The following is a 16,863-nucleotide window of genomic DNA, read 5'->3' on the forward strand; positions in this document are numbered from 1 at the left end:
TCTGCTATAATCCGTATTTTTGCTGAAAGCCACTGGCATGTGAGCGGTCTTCCTCTTTTTGGAATCACTTCATCAACGACGAAGTTGTCAGAGGTCAGATTTATAGGAGAGAGAGCCGAGATGTTACTCCGAGCACGACCGATTATTTTTGCTGTTTTTTCCGCGTCCATTGCTGTTGTGTTTGTGTCAAAGCCGCCTTTCTTCGATCGCACCTATGTCATCGCTTTGCTGTTTTATTGGCTGTTTTCCAGCTTGTATTCACACTTGCGCGTCATAGACAAAACGAAAAACAATATTCCCGTTGATTACGGCATTAACTACAGTTTATCCTTCTGCTTATTTGCCGGCCCGTTCGGGCTGTTTATCTTTGAAGCGTTGTTTCGCTTGACTGAACATATAGCCAAAAAATATTTGAAAACAGCGGAACCCGATGAATGGCTGCACACATTGTACAACATTGGTTCGTTTGTGACGTTCAATTCGCTCGCGTTTGCCTTATACGATCTCCTTGGTCCGCTGTTTCAGTCTATTCCGTTCATTGGCTTCTGGCTGCTTTTATTCCTGCTCGTCATCGTCGTTTCCTTTTTGACTGACTGTTGCCTGATCATCATTTTTTATATAACCGGCGACATTCAGACACAGCGCGAGGCGTTGGATTTTATTAAGACGAGAAGCTGGATGGACATGGGAAAAACGGCGCTGACAAACGGTCTGTTATTTCTCTTTTTGCAAGAACAGCGGTGGGATATGCTTTTGAGCTTATTTTTGCTGAATTACTTCGTCAGCCGCTCGTTTTTTTCCAAATCGCAAAGCATCCAGCATAAACTAGAACGCGACCACTTCGAAAAAATGGCCTACACCGACTTTTTGACCGGCATCCATAACCGCGCCTACATGGATCAAACGATCGCCAAGCTAAACGGATCCGGTGAATGGATTGGCGTCGTCGTCGCCGATATCGACAATTTTAAAACGATCAACGACACGTATAACCATGCCGTCGGCGACGAGGTGATCCGCCATTTCGCCTCAACCTTGAAACAGTTTCTCAAAGAGGGCGATTTTTTGTTCCGCAGCGGCGGTGAAGAATTTACGATGTTTTTGCGTAATCGCACATTTGAAGAGAGCGTCCGGCTTGTCGAGGAGATTCGAGAAGCAGTGCGCCGCAGCACCGTGTTGGTCGATTATATGGCGGCGAAACGTCCCATTGCCTATACGTCGTCGTTCGGTCTTTACTTTTGTCAAGCAGAAGGAACGATGTCAATTGAAAAAGCGTACATTTATGCCGACCATTTATTGCTCCGTTCGAAAGAAAGCGGCAAAAATAAAGTATCAGCCCAATGCGGGGGAGTTGCATAAATTAGGCGGCTCTCCCTTGACTTTTCCTTAGCGCAACCTAAGGTGAAGCAGTTCAATTAGTAAATAAACGGAAATTTCCCTTACTTATGATACGGTTCCCCGCGGTTAATGCGAAACGCACGATAAATCTGCTCGAGCAAAATGAGACGCATGAGCTGGTGAGGAAACGTCATTTTCGAAAACGACAACGCCTCGTCAGCGCGCGCCATCACTTGTTTGCTTAAGCCAAGCGAGCCGCCGATGACGAACACTACCTTGCTTTTGCCATAGGTGGCGAGCTCATCGAGACGGGCGGCAAATTGCTCGGACGATTTCATCTTTCCTTCAATCGCAAGCGCGATGACGTGGGCGTCATGCGGAATTTTCGCCAACAGCCGCTCGCCTTCCCGCTGTCTGATTTGCTCTTCCTCAAGTTCGCTTGCCCGTTCGGAGGTTTTTTCATCGGCGACCTCAATTATCTCAATTTTTGCATATGCGGACAGACGCTTTGTGTACTCATTGATCCCTTGAATTAAATATTTTTCCTTCAATTTGCCCACAGCGGCAATGGAAATATGCACACATCATCCCCACCTTACAAACAACTTATCAACAATATTTATCCACATATACACAACACATATCCACATATTGTGCAAAAACATCAGCATCCTACGGCATAGACAGCCTTTTTCTCGCAAAAACGGCACAGTTTTTCGCTGTTATCCACAAACATGACATCAGGGGCCTGCTCCGTCTCATCCACATATTCGTCAATGGCCATATCGATGTGCTCCTCACATGTGAATATCATCATTCTCGCTCCTTTCCTTGTGGAAAAAAGAAGGAGCGTTTCCGCTCCTCCATCGTTTTCGTTTAATACGACTCACGCGCCAACTTCATCGTGACCGTGCGTTTTTCCCCATCACGATAAAACGTGACTTCCATCCGGTCGCCGATCGATTTTTTCGTATACAAATATTTGCGCAAGTCGAGCACATTGCGGATTTTTTCGCCATCAAGCGCCACGATGACATCAAACTGTTTTAAGCCTGCCTGGGCGGCTGGCGACATCGGCACGACTTGAATGACCGCCGCTCCTTCCGTTACGTTCGGCGGCAAATGGAGCGTCGCCTGCAAATGGTACGATGGGATGTCGCTCAGCGAGCGAAGTTCAACGCCCATATACGGACGGCGCACTTGTCCGTATTTTTCCAAGTCCGAAATGATCGGAATGGCCGTGTTGATCGGGATCGCGAACCCGATGCCTTCAACCGCCTCTTGGGCGATTTTCATCGAGTTGATGCCGATGACTTGCCCTTTGATATTGACGAGAGCGCCGCCGCTGTTGCCCGGGTTGATCGCCGCATCTGTCTGCAATACTTCTGCATTCCAGTCTGGAGCGCCGTCTTGGTCCAAATCGACTTCAACCGTCCGGTTCGTTCCGGAAATAATGCCTTGTGTCACCGAGCCGGCAAACTGCAAGCCGAGCGGGTTGCCGATGGCAATGACCGGCTCGCCTGGCTTCACTGTATCGGAGTTGCCGAACTGGGCGACTTTTTTCACATGCTTCGCGTCAATTTCCAAGACGGCTAAATCCATAAGCACATCGCTGCCCAGCAACTTCGCCGGCACTCTCGTCCCATCTTTGAGGCTCACTTCGAGCTGACTGGCGTTTTCAACAACATGATGGTTCGTGACGATAAACGCCCGGCCTCCCGCTTTCTTGTAAATGACGCCCGATCCGACGCCAGCCTCGCCTCCTTGCGACCAGAAGCTGGCTTCTTGAATGTTGACAACGCCGACAACCGCATCCGACACTTGGTCGATCGCCTTTGTCACCGCCGTCGTCACATCTACGGAAACACTCTGCCGAATCGGTGGAGTTCCATTTTCCTCTGTTTTTGGCTCTTCCTCTGCTCTTTGATTCGGCACAACATCATACGGGAGGATATCCCAACGGGAAAGCGCCGGAATGGACATGAGGACGAGCAGCCCTCCTAACACGGCGCCGACAAGCGCGGAAACAAACGATCCGCTGCGCCGCTTCCTCCTCGTTTGTTCGTACGGCTCATAATGGTCGTCGTAGTATCCCATGCTCACCCTCCTTTCCACATTCGTCTCCATCCCTCATTATAATCATGAACAGGAGAAAAAATCCAACAAATGTGTCTCCCTCAGTTTCGGCAAAACGGGCTTTATACATACGCTAGTGCCGTCGCCCGACGCGGATCGGTATCATACAAACGAAAGCGGGCGCCGACCGCTAAGCCTTTCTGTTCCAACACTTGCGTCACGGTCATGCGCGCCAGCTCTTTCATATTGTTATCTTGGCTCAAATGGGCCAAATAAATTTGCTTTGTCCGGTCGCCGATCACGTCAGCAAGCGCCAAACCCGCTTCCTCATTCGAAATATGGCCGACATCGCTTAAAATGCGGCGCTTGACGCTCCATGGATATCTCCCCATCCGCAGCATGCCGACGTCATGATTGCTTTCAAACACGAACACATCCGCGTTTTCAATCGTCTTTTTGATCCGCTCGCTCACATAGCCGGTATCGGTGAGCAACGCAAGCTTTTTCCCTTCATAGTGGAAAACGTAAAACATCGGCTCGGCGGCGTCGTGAGAGACGCCGAACGATTCGACGTCAACATCGCCGAACGTCCTTACCGCGCCGAGCGGAAAGACAAATTTTTGCTCGGGCGGAATGTCGCCGACCGCTTGTTCCATCGCCCGCCACGTTTTTTCATTGGCATACACCGGCAGCCGATACTTGCGGGCAAGCACCCCGAGCCCTTTAATATGGTCGCTATGTTCATGGGTGACAAGCAGCGCATCAAGCTGCTTTGGATGGCGGCCGATCTCAGCAAACAACTCCTCAAGCTGCTTGCCGCTCAAACCGGCGTCAACAAGCAGGCGCTGGCGGTCTGTCTCAATGTAAAAGGCGTTGCCGGTGCTGCCGCTGGCCAGCACACTAAATCGCATCGTCATGTTCTTTCACTCCAGCACATTTCCTTGATCATTGATCACTTGCCCTTCAAACGCATTGACGAAATAGTCTTCCTTCCGATTGACAACAATATGCCAAGTTGGAGTCAACACTTGGGATGCAGTAAATTGAACAAGCCCGTAATAGCCAAGCTCCACTTTCGTGACGCGGTCGCCCGGCTGCAAATGCCCTTTTCGGTACAACGTCTCAATGGCTTTAATCGCCGGGACGATATCTTGCTTTCGCTCGTACTTTTCCAAGTCGCTGAGCATCGTCTGTTCATACGACAGCGCTTCCCGTCTCCCGTTGACATGGATGACGAGCTTGCTGTTTTCATTGCCGTAAATCATCTTACCGTCATACACTTGGTAGCAGGTCAAGATTCCTTGTTTTTCATCAAACGACCAAAAGGCATATTGCCCGCCGCCGATGATGTAGCGCTGCAAAAACTCACGCAGCTGGTATGGATCGTCAATCGGCAGCGCAACCGGATCGATGAACGTCCCTTTGACTTTCGTTTCTCCTTCGATTTTCACTTTTTGCCCGGGCAGCTTTTTTACATCCGCCATGGTGAATGAGCGGCTTTTGCCGCTGACATACGCCGCTTTCGTCACTTCTTTCGGCAGATCCACATACGTAATGCCGTTCGCCTCAAGCTGCTCTTCAATCGTCGTTTCCAAAATGACATCGAGCTGGCTGCTGTTTCGTTTTTCCATAAACTGATAGCCTAAAAAGCAGTCGAGGATGAGGAACACGATAATAAAAATCGTCTTCGTTTTACTCCAGTCCATTTGTTCCCCCTCCTCCCGCCTCATCGCTCGTGTCCACCTTTTTCCACGTTTGTCCGTACAAGTAGAACCATGCCGGTTCAAGGCGGATGACTTTTTCCCGCTCGGGATCTTTGATGAGCTCATAGCCGATGGCGATATCTTTGATGAGCGATTTGCGAACGCCTTTCGTCTGTTCGAACCAGTTGACGACCTCATGGCCGGACGGCAGCGTTTTTGGTGTGCGGTTGCGATCCGCGATTTCAAGGCGGAAGAGCGGACGTTGGTATTTCATCAAATCGGACGCTCCCCACGTCTCCACGATTTCTGACATGCCGTATTCATTAAAGACTGGATAGCCGTTGACGACAAGCCGGAACGTGACTTTTCGATCCTCCTCGCTCCAGCGGGCGAAATGATACAGATCCGTCCAACCGCCATGCTCATTGACGAAATCAATGCTTTTTTGGATGATATGGGTTTCTTGCTCTGTTTGTCCCATATTCGAGACGCGCGCCGCTGGATTCACATACAGCAGCATCCGTTGAAGAAAATCGACGTCCATCAGCCGCGAACCGTCTGTATATTCTTCGCCAAACGGAATCAAATCTTTTTTGACAAAGCTTGGATCGCTAAAGAGCGCTTCTTTAAACTTGTCTGCGTCCAGCTCGTCGGTATAATATTGCAGACTGCTGAGCACCACTTCTTTTTCCGGCAAATACAACTGCTTCGTTTCGCTGACCGGATAAGCGAAATAACGCGGAAAATGGCTCGTTTCTTTCGCCAGCCGGCCGATCGCCGATAAGGAGGCATCGCTGGCAATCGCTTTGTAAATTTTGCGCTTGTCGGTCGCGATGAAGTAGATGGGGAACTCGTCCTTCCCGCCGAGCGGGACGAGCAGGCGGTCAAACGCCAAGCCGTCGAGCCCCCTGTCATCGATCGTGAAAATCAATCGGTATATGTCGATCGGCACCTCATCGGGGTAAATGATCTCAAGCCGCTCTTTGCCATTTAAAAACGATAAAAACTTCCCTTGCGGAACAGAAGACGAAACATCTTCGAAATCGTCAAGCGTCCATCTTCTCATTTCTTTCAGCACTTCATTTTTCTCTTCGTCTTTCGTCACAGCATAGGGGACGCCGTTTTTATGAATGAGAATCTGCTTTGGCTGCACGACCATCGCTGTATCCACTTGCGTATTGCTCACGGAGACGTGTTGAATGTATTCGTCGTTTTGCAACACGTCGTATTTCGGATGATATGTCCATAAGGCAAACGTTAAGGTAATGCTGATGAGCACAAGCAACGTCAACACGATGGTTTTGATCGTTTCATACATCGCACCAGTCATCCTTTTGCTCGCGTTCTAGCGGCAGCGTAAAATAAATCGTCGTCCCTTTATGTTCTTTGCTTTCCGCCCAAATCGTTCCGCCATGGGCGAGCACGACTTCTTTGGCAATGGCCAGCCCAAGCCCCGTACCGCCCAATTTGCGCGACCTGGCCTTGTCGACCCGGTAAAACCGCTCAAAAATTTTCGCCAAATCGGCCTTCGGGATGCCGACCCCTTCGTCGCTGACGCTGACAATCATTTCATCAGAAAGTTTGCGGACGCGAAATGTAATCGTCCCGCCTTGCGGAGAGTATTTCAAAGCGTTCGAAATAATGTTATCTAACACTTGCGTAATTTTATCTTCATCAACTTCAATAAAAATCGCCTCGCGCGGAATTTTGCGAACGAACCGGATGTTGTCGCTTTTCGTCAACTCAAATCGGTCAATGACTTTATGGAAATAGGCTGAAAAATTGATCCACGTTTTCTTCAGCTTGTAGTCTTTGCTGTCGAGCTTGGACAGATGGAGCAAGTCGTTGACGAGCCGAATCATCCGTTCCGTTTCATTTTGCACGACTTGAATGAACCTCGGCGCGATGTCTTTATCTTGCCAAGCGCCGTCAGCGAGCGCTTCTAGGTAGCTTTTCATCGTGGTGAGCGGCGTGCGCAATTCATGCGACACATTGGCGACAAACTGCCGCCGCTCGCGGTCGATTTTTTCCTGTTCGGTAATGTCGTGCAAAACGACGATCAACCCGTTGACAAATCCGCCCTCTTTTTGAATCACCGACAACGACGCGCGCAAAATATATAGTTCCTCATCCGTGCTGAAATCTAAAATGAGCGAATCGCGCTCCTCAAGCAGCGTTTCAAACGTATACTGGTCGGCAATGCCAAGCACGTCGACGATCGAACTCGACAGCACTGTTTCACGTGAAACATTCAAAATGTTTAACGCTGCATCGTTAATGAGAATGACGCGCCCGCGACGGTCGGTCGCAATGACGCCATCCGTCATATGCGTCAAGACGGACTCGAGCTTGCGCCGTTCCCCTTCCGTCGTCGCCTGCGCTTCCTGCAGTTTTTTGGTCAGGTTATTGAACGTCATCGCCAATTGGCCGATTTCATCATAGCCGTACACTTTGACCTTGCGTGAGAAATCTCCCCTCGTCATCGCCAGCGCTTGCCGGCGCATATCGGAAATCGGCCGGGTGATCGTGCGCGACAAAAAAATGCCGAGCACGGCGGTAATGGCGAGAGCGATCCCCGTCCCGGTCGCCAAAATCATATTGATTTGCCGCATTTGCGAAAAGACGTTTTCCATCGAGGCGATGACGTAAATGACACCTTTGATTTCGCCGCTCGTTTTGATCGGAGTCGACGAAATGTACATGCGATGACCTGTTTTCGAATCGAGCAGCATCCGGTCGACGATTTCGCCGGTGACGAGGGAACGTTTTACATAAATCTCGGTCGTCCGCTTTCCGACGATGTTTTGCATATACGGATTGGATGTCGCAAGCACTTTCCCTTTCTCATCGATGACGCGCACTTCGGAAATGTCTTGGGAAACGAAATCATGAAGAAGCGAACGGATGTCTTCTTCCAATGTCGGGCTTTTTTCATCGCGCTCCCGATTCATCGCCTGCTCGACGTTATAGGCGAGCAAGGTCACCCGTTCGTTTAATGAGTTTTTAAAGTTCTGCACAAGCTCCGTTTCCAGCTTGCGAACGAAGTACACGCCGATGATTTGCATGGCAACGAGAATCAGTAATACATAAATGATGACAAACTTAAAATGAATCGAACGGAATGGACCTACTTTTTTCATGCTGGCTCATGACTCCTGTTCCGGATTGCGCAAGTAATAGCCGACTCCCCGTCTTGTGACGATCCAATTCGGGTGGGAAGGGTTGTCCTCAATTTTTTCACGCAGACGTCTTACCGTCACGTCCACGGTGCGCACATCGCCATAGTAATCGTAGCCCCAGACGGTTTGCAGCAAATGCTCGCGCGTCATCACTTGGCCGATATGTTTCGCTAAGTAATGAAGCAGTTCAAATTCGCGGTGGGTCAGTTCAATGGTTTCCCCCCGCTTTTGCACGACATACGCGTCCGGACGGATGACGAGCGGGCCAATGACGATTTCATTTGTTTCGTTTTCTCCTTCTTCTTGGTTGGCCGTTTGCGCATGGCGGCGCAAGTTTGCCTTCACCCGCGCCAGGAGCTCGCGCGTGCTGAACGGCTTTGTCACATAATCGTCCGCACCAAGCTCCAACCCAAGCACTTTATCAATCTCGGAATCTTTCGCTGTCAGCATAATGATCGGCATATCATACTTTTTCCGCACTTCACGGCATACTTCCATGCCATCTTTTAACGGCAACATAATATCCAATAAAATCAAGTCCGGCATCGTTTCTTCAACTTTTTGCAGCGCTTCTTCGCCGTCGTAGGCGCAAATGACTTCATATCCTTCTTTTTGCAAATTAAATTGCAAAATATCGGCAATCGGTTTTTCATCATCAACGACTAAAATGCGTTTTTCCATCTCGCTCACATCCTTCCTTTTGCGATGGAATCCTATCATTACTAATTTACCATGTTATGAACATGAAATCATCCTTTGCCGATTGCCATTTTGAGGAGCCGATCAAAGAAAAAAGCATAGACGCGCGCGCATCTATGCCTGTCGTTTGCATTGTTTATACGCTGCCTGCCACCGTCCACTGTTGCCGCTTACGCGTAGACGCTGCGGACGACGTTCGTTTGCGAACGGTCCGGTCCGACGGAGAAAATCGAAAGAGGGATGCCGGTGAGCTGGGAAATGCGCTCGACGTAATGGCGGGCGTTCGCCGGTAGCTCGTCTAGACTTTTCACCCCGGTGATATCTTCCGTCCAGCCAGGAAGTTCTTCATAGATCGGCTCGCATTCGGCCAACACTTTTAAGCTGGCTGGAAATTCTTCGAGCACTTGGCCGCGGTAGCGATAGGCGACGCAAATTTTCAACGTTTCAATGCCGGTCAACACGTCGATCGAGTTAAGCGACAAGTCCGTAATGCCGCTCACCCGGCGGGCATGACGGACAACAACACTGTCAAACCAACCGACGCGGCGCGGACGGCCGGTCGTCGTCCCATACTCGCGGCCGACTTCGCGAATGCGGTCGCCGATTTCATCGTGCAGCTCTGTCGGGAACGGCCCGTCGCCGACGCGCGTCGTATAGGCTTTCGCCACCCCGACGACATGCTTGATTTTCGTCGGCCCGACACCGGCGCCGATCGTGACCCCGCCAGCGACTGGATTCGACGACGTGACAAACGGATACGTTCCTTGGTCAATGTCAAGCATGACGCCTTGCGCTCCTTCGAACAAGACGCGGCGCCCTTCATCGAGCGCATTGTTCAATACGACCGATGTGTCGCAGACGTATTGGGCGATTTGCTGGCCGTACTCGTAATACTCCTCAAAAATGTCCTCGAAGCGGAACCCTTCGGTACCGTACACTTTTTCGAACAACATGTTTTTCTCTTCCAAGTTGCGGGCCAGCTTTTCCGCGAACACATCGCGGTCAAGCAAATCAACAATGCGGATGCCGATGCGCGCCGCCTTGTCCATGTACGCCGGCCCGATTCCTTTTTTCGTCGTGCCGATTTTATTGGCGCCTTTCCGCTCTTCCTCGAGTCCGTCCAATTTCAAATGATACGGCAAAATGACATGGGCGCGGTTGCTGATGCGCAAATTATCGGTCGAAACGCCGCGCTCATGCAAATAGGAAAGCTCGGCGACAAGCGCTTTCGGATCAATGACCATGCCGTTGCCGATGACGCAAATTTTATCTTTATAAAAAATGCCCGACGGGATCAAGTGCAGCTTATACTTTTCCCCGTTGAACACGATCGTGTGTCCGGCGTTGTTTCCCCCTTGATACCGGGCAATCACTTCCGCATTTTCCGATAAAAAGTCCGTAATTTTCCCTTTCCCTTCATCGCCCCATTGCGTGCCGACAACAACGACTGACGACATGGCGAGCACCTCCAGTTTCCTCGGTCTAAACATTGTCAGTGTACCAGTTTTCAGCCATAAAGTCAATGAAACACGAACATTAAAAGAAAATATCGTCTTTTTTATTCGTTTATTAATGATCAGGAAGGCTCCCTCTTCAACGCCGCGGGTGTAAACGGGGAAATAGTCAAAGACCAAAAGAACAAAAAGGCGCTCGACGCCGGCAGCGCGGTCCGTCTTACGCCCCCGGTGGAATTTGCGCCTCATCGAAACGGCGCTCTAAGTTGACGAATTTATTGTACTCTTTAATAAAGGCGAGCTGCACCGTCCCGACCGGGCCGTTCCGCTGTTTGGCGATAATGATTTCGATGATGTTTTTGTTCTCGGAATCTTTGTTGTAGTAGTCGTCGCGATACAAAAAGGCGACGATATCAGCGTCTTGCTCAATGCTCCCCGATTCGCGAAGATCGGACATCATCGGCCGCTTGTCCTGGCGCTGCTCAACGCTGCGCGACAGCTGTGACAAAGCAATGACCGGCACTTCGAGCTCGCGGGCGAGCGCCTTTAACGAACGGGAGATTTCCGACACTTCCTGCTGGCGGTTTTCCCGGTTGCGCCCACTTCCTTGAATGAGCTGCAAATAATCGATCACCACCATGCCGAGGCCGCTTTCCTGTTTCAAGCGGCGGCATTTGGCGCGAATGTCGCTGACGCGGATGCTCGGCGTATCGTCAATATAAATGCCGGCGTTTGACAAACTGCCCATCGCCATCGTCAGCTTGCCCCAATCTTCCGGCGTCAGCTTGCCAGTGCGCAAGTTTTGGGCGTTGATGTTGCCTTCGGCGCAAAGCATCCGCATCACAAGCTGCTGGGCGCTCATTTCCAAGCTGAAAATCGCGACATTTTCGTTCGTCTTCGTCGCCACATTTTGGGCGATGTTTAATGCGAATGCCGTCTTCCCGACCGATGGCCGGGCGGCGACGATAATCAAGTCGCTGCGCTGAAATCCGGACGTCATCCGGTCGAGTTCCGTGAATCCGGTCGGGATGCCGGTGATGTCCCCGTTCCGGTTATGGAGCATTTCAATGTTGTCATACGTCTGTACGAGAACATCTTTAATATTTTTAAAGGCGCCTGAATGTTTCCGTTGGGAAACCTCCATAATTTTCCGTTCCGCTTCATCGAGCAAAACGTCAATTTCATCTTCCCTTGTATAGCCATCTTGGGCAATCGATGTCGCCGTGCGAATGAGGCGGCGAAGCAATGATTTTTCTTCAACAATGCGGGCGTAGTATTCGACGTTGGCCGCTGTCGGCACAGAATCAGCAAGCTCGCTTAAGTAGGAGACACCGCCCACTTCCTCCAGCTGCTCCAAAGCGGCCAGTTCCGCCGTCACCGTCACTAAATCGACCGGCTCGCCTTTATCAGCGACGCGAAGCATGGCGTGGAAAATTTTTTGATGGGCCGCGCGGTAGAAGTCTTCGGGAATTAATCGTTCCGAGGCGAGCGTCAGCGCAGTGGGATCCAAAAACACAGCGCCAAGCACGGCCTGCTCGGCTTCAATGCTTTGCGGAGGAATTCGTTCTGAAAAAAGTTCGCTCATCGTCTCACCGCCTTTTCCCCCGTTTCATTTCCGTCGATAATGCCCCCGCCATAGCGGGCGGGGGCATCGTCGCTACCGTTATTTTTGTTCCTTGACGTGCACTTTTAAGGTCGCTGTCACTTCCGGATGGAGCTTCACCGGCACATTCGTATATCCGAGGGAGCGAATGGCATCAGCAAGCTCGATTTTCCGTTTGTCAAGCTTTAAGCCATGCTGGGTCTGAAGCGCCTCAGCGATTTGCTTGCTCGTGATCGAGCCAAACAAACGGCCTCCCTCGCCCGCTTTCGCCGGGATTTCCACCGTCAGCTTCTCGAGCTCTTCTTTCAGTTTTCTCGCATTGGCCAATTCTTCCGCCGCTTGGCGCTGCTCTTTTTGTTTTTGCGCCTCGAGCGCTTTGATGTTCGCCGGCGTCGCTTCAATGGCGAGCCCTTGTTTGAACAAAAAGTTGTTTGCGTAACCGTCGGCGACGTCTTTGATTTCCCCTTTTTTCCCTTTTCCTTTCACATCTTTTAAAAAAATGACTTTCATGATGGCTTCCCCCCCTCGAAATAGTCATGAATGGCTTCACGCAGCTGCCGCTCCGCCTCTTCCACCGTCACTTCGGACAATTGGGCGGCGGCGTTTGTCAAATGTCCGCCTCCACCAAGCCGTTCCATAATGACTTGCACGTTGACATCGCCGAGCGAGCGGGCGCTGATGCCGACCGTCCCGTCGGACCGCTTGGAAATGACGAACGAGGCAACGACGCCGCTTAAAGTGAGAAGCGTATCGGCCGTTTGCGCAATCAACACTTGGTCGTGCACCTCGTTTTCGCCGCCTTTGGCGATGGCGATGCCATGCTCATCGATCACCGCCCGTTCGATCAATTTCGCCCGTTTGACGTAGTTGGCGATGCTTTCCCGCAGCAATTTTTGCACAAGCACCGTATCCGCTCCTTGGGCGCGCAAGTATGACGCGGCGTCGAACGTCCGCGAGCCGGTGCGGAGCGTAAAGCTTTTCGTGTCGACGACGATGCCGGCAAGCAGGGCGGTCGCTTCGAGCATCGTCAGCTTCATCCGTTTCGGTTGGTACTCTAACAGCTCGGTGACGAGTTCCGATGTCGAAGAAGCATAAGGCTCCATATAGACGAGAATCGGCGCCTCAATGAACTCTTCGCCGCGGCGATGGTGATCAATGACGACGATATGGTCGGTGCGATACAATAGCCGCTCTTCAATGACGAGCGACGGACGATGCGTATCGACGACGATCAAAAGCGTATCCTCGGTGACGAGCTCAAGCGCCTGCTCCGGTTTTAGGCATCTTGACCATAATTCAGCATGTTTTTTCATTTCCTCAAGCAACCGTTGCGCCCCGGCATCCGTTTTGGCCGGATCGACGACGATAAACCCTTCCTTTTGGTTCGATTGGACGACTTTTAAAACGCCGATCGCCGCTCCCATGGCGTCCATATCGGGATATTTATGGCCCATGATGAGCACTTTGTCGCTTCCTGCAATCAGTTCGCGAAGCGCATGGGAAATAACGCGGGCGCGGACGCGCGTCCGCTTTTCCATCGGGTTCGTTTTGCCGCCGTAAAACTTCACTTTTCCATTTCCTTGCTTAATCGCGACTTGATCGCCCCCGCGCCCCAACGCTAAGTCCAAGCTTGATTGGGCGAGCGCCCCGAGCTCCGGGAGCTGGGACACGCCGGCGCCGATGCCGATGCTCAGCGTCAGCTGGGCATGATGTTTTGCCGTCTGCTCTCGCACTTCGTCGAGAATGGAAAATTTGCTTTTCTCGAGCCGCCCAAGAATATGTTCGTTCAATACGGCAATAAATCGGTCGGATGACGTCCGCTTTAAAAAAATGCCATAGTCGTTCGCCCACCGGTTCAACACGGACGTGACGAGGCTGTTTAGTTGGCTTTTTGCCTGATCGTCCATCCCTTGCGTAATTTCATCATAATTGTCAAGAAAAATAATGGCGAGCACCAGCCGTTCCGCTTCATACTGCCGCTTCAATTCCAAATGCTCAGTAACATCAAAAAAGTAAAGAAGCCGTTCCGAGCGGCGAATGACCACTTTCAGTTGCTTTCCGTTCAATTCGACGATCTCTTCGTCCGTTTTTCCCCTTTTCACAAAAGCGGCCAACGATTCGGAAAGCTCGGCGAGAGAGCGGCCGACAAGCGTCTGTTCCTTAAAGCAGGCGGCCAAAAAACGGTTCGACCACTCGATTTCTCCCCCTTCATCGATGAGCATAATGCCGATCGGCATTTGCATCAACGCTTCCTCGCCTACTTTTTTCACCCGGTGCGACAAATTGGAAATATAGTGCTCCAACTCTTTATGCAAGGAGCGTTGCGCCCCAATGACATAATAAAGCACAAACCCGACGCCAAGAAGGGCGACGAGGCCAAGCAGCCATTGGAAGTAAAACAAGCCGATCGCCATAAGCACCGCCAAGGCGGCTAACGCATATAACGGATAGCGATACGCTTTCCTTTCATAAAAATGGGACATTCAAGTCAGCTCCTACACTGAAGAAATGACTCGCCTGATCCAATTATCATATGCGGCGGCGCAAATCAAATCCTAAATCAATTATACCGAATATCGCCACAAGATAAAGTAGAAAAGGCAGGAATAAGCAAACAACCGTCCCTGCCGCCACCACACCTTTGCCAACCCCTTTTTTGTAAGCGGCGTAGTAAAGAAACGAAAATCCTTGCACGATCATCGCCAGCTGCAACACATACGATAAGTTCAACACGGCGATATAGGCAAACGATCCTTCTTTGAACGGGAACAAGGAGAGAAGGAGCACGAAGACATACAACCACAATACAGTTTTCGGCCACATAAGCTCGCGAAACGGCGGCCATGAACCGACCGGCAGCTTCAGCCTCTTCATCACCGGCAGCGAGACGATGATCGTCGCGTACGCCAGCGCAAACGAAGCGATGACAAACAGCGTCGGAACCATATAGCCGATCAGCTTCAGCCCTTGTTCGAACTGCCTTTGCATCTCCAAAGGCGGCGCTTGTCCCATTCCCTTCATTAGATTCATTGCCGTGTCAAACGATTCTCGCACGAGCGCAAGCGTATCTTGGATCATATCGACGTGCAAAAATTGAATCGAGATGATGTAATCAAGCACGATATTCGCCAAAAATACAAGCGCGCCGACAAGAAGAACAAGATAACGGTTTTTCTGTTTCGAAAGCATCGCGCCGACGGCCATGCCGACGGTGCCAAACATAAGCGCCATCGGCAGCGACAAAAGCGAGCCGATCAAACCGGAGATGACAAGGGCCGCCGCCAGCAGCAACATAGCTGGAATCCACCCATGGCGCATCGTAAACACCATAAACGGAAGCGCTAAAAACAAAGCGGCGACAATCCCAATGACCGGCGCGTACAGCGCAAGCAAAAACAAAACAGCAAACAGCGCGAGCTCAATCGCCGCTTCGGTGAGGGCGTGCGTTTTTCGCAATGGACGTTCCCCTTTCTTTGTTTTTTTAGTGATTTGACCTCCTTCCCCACTTTCACTCTGCTTGGGAGTGGGAGTCCGCTCAGTCAGAGGAGATAAAAAAAGCAGTAAGGATCCCCCCTTACTGCTTGCTTTCGGCTCACTCATCCGCAACGTACGGCAGAAGCGCCATTTGGCGCGCGCGTTTGATCGCGACCGTCAATTTGCGCTGATATTTCGCGCTCGTTCCCGTTACACGGCGCGGCAAAATTTTGCCGCGTTCAGAAATGAACTTTTTCAGCAAATCGACATCTTTGTAGTCGATATGCGTAATGTTGTTCGCCGTGAAGTAACATACTTTGCGGCGTTTGCCGCGGCCGCCTTTCCGTCCTGCCATGCTGTTTCCTCCTTTCCGTTGCCATCGTTTCCTCATCGGTGGAATGGCCCGCTGCCTGCGCTTTGCTTCAAGACAGGGGCTTCAAGCGACTTGTTTATTAAAACGGCAAATCATCATCAGAAATATCGATCGGCTGGCCGTCATTGGCGAAAGGATCGTCATCGATGCGGCCAAACCCTTTTTCATCGGGATGTCGGTGGTTCTGATCTTGTCCGAATGGGAATGGATCCCCGTAGTAGCCGCCTGCTGTTGCCCCTCGCTGCTCGCTCGTTCCTTTCGGCTCAAGAAATTGGACGCTATCAGCCACCACTTCCGTCACGTACACGCGCCGACCTTCTTGATTTTCATAGCTGCGGGTTTGCAGTCGGCCATCGACACCAGCCAAGCTCCCCTTTTTCAAAAAGTTGGCGACGTTTTCCGCCTGGCGGCGCCAAACGACACACTGAATAAAATCCGTTTCCCGCTCGCCCTGCTGATTTGTAAACGGACGGTTGACCGCGAGCGTAAACGTGGCAACAGCCACTCCGCTTGGAGTGTAACGCAACTCCGGATCTCTCGTTAACCTGCCGACCAAAATGACGCGGTTAATCATCAGAACCACCTCTTCATCATGTCGAAAAGATTATTCTTCTTCTTTGACGACGATATGACGGATGATGTCTTCGCTGATGCGCGCTAAGCGGTCGAATTCTTGCACCGCTTTCGGCTCCGATACGACATTGACGATCATGTAATAGCCGTCGCGGTATTTTTGAATTTCATAGGCTAAGCGGCGCTTGCCCCAATCCGTCACGTTCGTAATCTCCGCGCCGTTTTCTTTCAACACGTTGTTGAACCGTTCCACGAGAGCTTGTCTCGCTTCATCGTCCATGTTCGGGCGGATGATGTACATGATTTCGTACTTTCTCACGCTCGTCACCTCCTTTTGGTCTAAGCGGCCCTTCCATTCGAAGAGCAAGGAGCAATCACCATTACTCACATT

General features: G+C 51.1%; 17 protein-coding genes. 1 reads left to right on the forward strand and 16 read right to left on the reverse strand.

The window, feature by feature from the left end; all coding sequences use genetic code 11:
* Positions 1-120: 120 nt before the first annotated feature.
* On the forward strand, positions 121-1,359 hold the full coding sequence (locus I656_RS11790; RefSeq protein ID WP_013146692.1) for a GGDEF domain-containing protein: 1,239 nt from the start codon (positions 121-123) through the stop codon (positions 1,357-1,359).
* Between the two features lie 80 nt (positions 1,360-1,439).
* On the opposite strand, the gene rlmH is transcribed toward I656_RS11790, so the two are convergent.
* From rlmH to rpsF, 16 genes are all read right to left on the reverse strand, one after another.
* Entirely contained in the window at positions 1,440-1,919 is a 480-nt protein-coding gene (rlmH, locus tag I656_RS11785; protein ID WP_020754209.1) for a 23S rRNA (pseudouridine(1915)-N(3))-methyltransferase RlmH, read from the reverse strand.
* Positions 1,920-2,002: 83 nt separating this feature from the next.
* Positions 2,003-2,155, reverse strand: coding sequence for a CxxH/CxxC protein (locus I656_RS17690; protein ID WP_020754210.1), 153 nt, complete (start codon positions 2,153-2,155; stop codon positions 2,003-2,005).
* A 59-nt stretch (positions 2,156-2,214) separates the two neighbouring features.
* The gene (locus I656_RS11780; protein WP_033004958.1) at positions 2,215-3,435 is read right to left on the reverse strand and encodes a S1C family serine protease; all 1,221 of its coding nucleotides are present in this window, start codon (positions 3,433-3,435) and stop codon (positions 2,215-2,217) included.
* 101 nt (positions 3,436-3,536) lie between these two features.
* Entirely contained in the window at positions 3,537-4,331 is a 795-nt protein-coding gene (locus tag I656_RS11775; protein WP_013146695.1) for an MBL fold metallo-hydrolase, read from the reverse strand.
* Positions 4,332-4,337: 6 nt separating this feature from the next.
* Positions 4,338-5,120, reverse strand: coding sequence for a two-component system regulatory protein YycI (locus I656_RS11770; RefSeq protein ID WP_013146696.1), 783 nt, complete (start codon positions 5,118-5,120; stop codon positions 4,338-4,340).
* On the reverse strand, positions 5,107-6,435 hold the full coding sequence (locus I656_RS11765; protein WP_015376121.1) for a YycH family regulatory protein: 1,329 nt from the start codon (positions 6,433-6,435) through the stop codon (positions 5,107-5,109). Before I656_RS11765 ends, I656_RS11770 begins: the two co-directional genes overlap by 14 nt.
* Positions 6,428-8,257, reverse strand: coding sequence for a cell wall metabolism sensor histidine kinase WalK (walK, locus tag I656_RS11760; protein ID WP_020754214.1), 1,830 nt, complete (start codon positions 8,255-8,257; stop codon positions 6,428-6,430). Before walK ends, I656_RS11765 begins: the two co-directional genes overlap by 8 nt.
* A gap of 6 nt (positions 8,258-8,263) precedes the next feature.
* Entirely contained in the window at positions 8,264-8,977 is a 714-nt protein-coding gene (yycF, locus tag I656_RS11755) for a response regulator YycF (RefSeq protein WP_011232938.1), read from the reverse strand.
* Positions 8,978-9,165: 188 nt separating this feature from the next.
* A complete protein-coding gene (locus I656_RS11750; protein ID WP_033004964.1) occupies positions 9,166-10,452 on the reverse strand; it encodes an adenylosuccinate synthase in 1,287 nt (428 codons plus the stop codon).
* 217 nt (positions 10,453-10,669) lie between these two features.
* Positions 10,670-12,034 carry a replicative DNA helicase gene (gene dnaB, locus I656_RS11745; RefSeq protein WP_011232940.1) on the reverse strand — a complete coding sequence of 455 codons (1,365 nt, stop codon included), beginning with the start codon at positions 12,032-12,034 and terminating at the stop codon, positions 10,670-10,672.
* Positions 12,035-12,112: 78 nt separating this feature from the next.
* Positions 12,113-12,562, reverse strand: coding sequence for a 50S ribosomal protein L9 (rplI, locus tag I656_RS11740; protein WP_020754217.1), 450 nt, complete (start codon positions 12,560-12,562; stop codon positions 12,113-12,115).
* Positions 12,559-14,535 carry a DHH family phosphoesterase gene (locus I656_RS11735; protein WP_020754218.1) on the reverse strand — a complete coding sequence of 659 codons (1,977 nt, stop codon included), beginning with the start codon at positions 14,533-14,535 and terminating at the stop codon, positions 12,559-12,561. Before I656_RS11735 ends, rplI begins: the two co-directional genes overlap by 4 nt.
* A 46-nt stretch (positions 14,536-14,581) precedes the next feature.
* Positions 14,582-15,508 carry a YybS family protein gene (locus I656_RS11730; RefSeq protein WP_011232943.1) on the reverse strand — a complete coding sequence of 309 codons (927 nt, stop codon included), beginning with the start codon at positions 15,506-15,508 and terminating at the stop codon, positions 14,582-14,584.
* 136 nt (positions 15,509-15,644) lie between these two features.
* Positions 15,645-15,881 carry a 30S ribosomal protein S18 gene (rpsR, locus tag I656_RS11725; protein WP_008880812.1) on the reverse strand — a complete coding sequence of 79 codons (237 nt, stop codon included), beginning with the start codon at positions 15,879-15,881 and terminating at the stop codon, positions 15,645-15,647.
* Positions 15,882-15,978: 97 nt separating this feature from the next.
* Positions 15,979-16,473 (reverse strand): single-stranded DNA-binding protein, encoded by a 495-nt coding sequence (gene ssb / locus I656_RS11720; protein WP_015376126.1) that lies wholly within the window; start codon positions 16,471-16,473, stop codon positions 15,979-15,981.
* A 30-nt stretch (positions 16,474-16,503) separates the two neighbouring features.
* Complete coding sequence (gene rpsF, locus I656_RS11715) at positions 16,504-16,791, reverse strand: 30S ribosomal protein S6 (protein ID WP_011232945.1); 288 nt, start codon at positions 16,789-16,791, stop codon at positions 16,504-16,506.
* Between the last annotated feature and the right edge of the window lie 72 nt (positions 16,792-16,863).

It is taken from the genome of Geobacillus sp. WSUCF1 (assembly GCF_000422025.1).
GTDB lineage: Bacteria > Bacillota > Bacilli > Bacillales > Anoxybacillaceae > Geobacillus > Geobacillus zalihae.